The organism is Streptomyces phytophilus (genome assembly GCF_013870535.1).
Lineage (GTDB): Bacteria > Actinomycetota > Actinomycetes > Streptomycetales > Streptomycetaceae > Streptomyces > Streptomyces phytophilus.
Genome location: NZ_JACBXC010000964.1, coordinates 1 through 2362, shown reverse-complemented (window position 1 = coordinate 2362; position 2362 = coordinate 1). Strand labels below are relative to the sequence as shown.

Annotated in this window: 3 protein-coding genes and 1 pseudogene; 2 read left to right on the top strand and 2 right to left on the bottom strand. The window is 73.9% G+C overall.

The window, feature by feature from the left end:
* A pseudogene (locus H5J30_RS37000) lies at window positions 1–110 on the top strand (GNAT family N-acetyltransferase); the annotation flags it as partial.
* A 60-nt stretch (window positions 111–170) separates the two neighbouring features.
* Here H5J30_RS37000 and H5J30_RS27795 read toward each other — a convergent pair.
* Entirely contained in the window at window positions 171–692 is a 522-nt protein-coding gene (locus tag H5J30_RS27795; RefSeq protein WP_181790056.1) for a DUF4240 domain-containing protein, read from the bottom strand.
* 132 nt (window positions 693–824) lie between these two features.
* Here H5J30_RS27795 and H5J30_RS27790 point away from each other — a divergent pair, with 132 nt between their 5' ends.
* Complete coding sequence (locus H5J30_RS27790; protein ID WP_181790055.1) at window positions 825–1790, top strand: SDR family oxidoreductase; 966 nt, start codon at window positions 825–827, stop codon at window positions 1788–1790.
* On the opposite strand, the gene H5J30_RS27785 is transcribed toward H5J30_RS27790, so the two are convergent.
* Window positions 1772–2362 (bottom strand): helix-turn-helix transcriptional regulator (locus H5J30_RS27785; protein WP_181790054.1); only part of this gene is annotated, 591 nt, incomplete at its 5' end. The genes H5J30_RS27790 and H5J30_RS27785 overlap by 19 nt on opposite strands.

Genomic DNA, 2362 nt, shown 5'->3' with positions numbered 1-2362 from the left:
GGCGGCTGTACGAGTCGGAGGGGTTCGCGGTGGAGGGGGTGCTGCCGCAGGAGTTCCTGCTGGACGGCACGTACGTGGACGACGTGCTGATGGGGCGCACGCTCGTCTGACGCACGCGCCCCCCGCAGGCTCGGCCCCGGCAGGCCCCCGGGAGCCCGGCCGCGGCGCCGTCAGTCCTCCCGGTACAGCGCCCACAGCTTGGGGTACCGCAGCGCCAGCACCCGTACGTCCTCGAAGTCGATCGCCTCGCCCAGCGGCTCCGCGGGCGCCTCCGCCAGCCCCAGCTCCGGCAGCTTCAGCCCCGTGAGCCGCTCGTACGCCTCGTCCGCCGCGAACGCCAGGTCCTCCGCCTCGCCGTCCGCCTCCTCGTCGAAGTCCTCCAGCAGGTCCGCGAGGTCGTCCGGCTCGTGCAGCGCGCCCTCGAAGACCGTCCGGCCCTGCCCGATCAGCCAGCCGCGGAAGGAGTCGAAGGCGTCGTCGCTGACCCCGTCGAGCAGGACCCACGCCGCGCCCCACAGGTCCATGCGGTACGCGCGGTTCATCCGCGACTCGAAGTGGCAGGCGAAGTCGGTCACGGCGTCCGGGTCCAGCCCGGTCAGCCGGTCGACGAGCAGGTCGGCCTGCTCCGCGGGGTCGCCCTCGGCGGCCTCGCGGGTGCCGTCGATCAGCTCCCAGAACTCCGACTCCTCCATCACGGATCCAGCATCTGCCCTCCGCCGCGCGCACGCACGCGGAGCGGCGGGATCGGAATCCCCCGGAGCCCCTTTCGCAACCCGCCGGAAAACCAGACAGGAGATGTCCGGATTCGCTGCCACGGTGTGCGCATGAGCGAAGAGCAGAACCGAGACAGGCCCGACCCGCACACCGACGAGAAGCCGCTGCGCGGCAAGGTCGCCCTGGTCGCGGGCGCCACCCGCGGCGCCGGCCGGGCGATGGCGGTGCAGCTGGGCGCGCTGGGCGCCACCGTGTACGCCACGGGCCGTACGACCCGGCAGCAGGTCAGCGAGGTCGGCCGCACCACCGAGACCATCGAGGAGACCGCGGAGCTGGTCACCGCGGCCGGCGGCGAGGGCGTCGGGGTCGCCGTCGACCACCTCGAAGCCGACCGGGTACGGGACCTCGTCGCCCGGATCGACCGCGACCACGGCCGGCTCGACGTGCTGGTGAACGACGTCTGGGGCGGGGAGCACCTCGTCGAGTTCGGCAAGAAGATGTGGGAGATCGACCTCGACCGCGGCCTGCGCATGCTGGAACTCGGCGCCAAGACGCACCTCATCACCAGCCACTGCGCGCTGCCGCTGCTGCTGCGCACCGGCGGCGGGCTGCTGATCGAGATCACCGACGGCACGGCGGAGGCCAACAAGCCGTACCGCGAGATGTTCTTCTACGACCTGACCAAGAACGCCCCGATCCGGATGGCGTTCAACCTCAGCCACGAGCTGAAGGACGCCGGCGCCACCGCCCTCTCCCTCACCCCGGGCTTCCTGCGCTCCGAGCAGATGCTCGACCACTTCGGGGTGACGGAGGAGAACTGGCGCGACGCGGTCGCCAAGGACAAGCACTTCGCGCTCTCCGAGTCGCCCGTCCTCGTCGGCCGCGCGGTGGCGGCGCTGGCGGCGGACCCGGACAAGGCGCGGTGGAACGGCGCGTCGCTGTACAGCGGGCAGGTCGCCAAGGAGTACGGGTTCACGGACACGGACGGCACGGTGCCGGACAGCTGGCCGTACTTCCAGCGCGTCATGGCCGGCGAGGACCCCGGCGACCCGGAGAGCTACCGGCTGCGCCCGTAGAGCGCGGCGCTGCGGGCCGCCGCCGCCGCGAACCGCGCGCGCAGCTCCGGCGGCCCGAGCAGCTCCGCGTCCGGGCCGAGGGCGAGGAGCTGGCTGTACGCGACGTCCGCGGACTCCACCCGCAGCCGTAGCGTTGTCCAGCCCGCCTCGTCCGGCCGGGCGGCGGCGGCCACGGCGTCCTCGGCGGCGAGCCGGTCCGTGACGTGGGGCAGCCGCCGCAGGCCGTCGGGGGAGAGCCGCAGCGTCACCTCGTCCCGCAGGATCGACCGCGCGAACGCGGCGGCCCGCTCCGCCCAGAAGCCCGGCAGGTCGAACCCCTCGTCCCGCTCGAAGCCCGCGTCCGCACCCGCACCCTCACCCGCGTCCCCGTCCGCCTCCGCCGTGATCTCCGCCCGCTCGAAGCGCTCCACGCGGTAGACCCGGTACGCGCCCCCCGCCTCGGAACCGCCCTCGGCACCGCCCTTCGAACCGGCCCCGGAAGCCGCCGCCGGACCCGCCCCCGGGACCCGCGCCACCAGGTACCAGACCCCCGCCTTCAGCACCAGCCCGTACGGCTCCACCTCCCGCTCCAC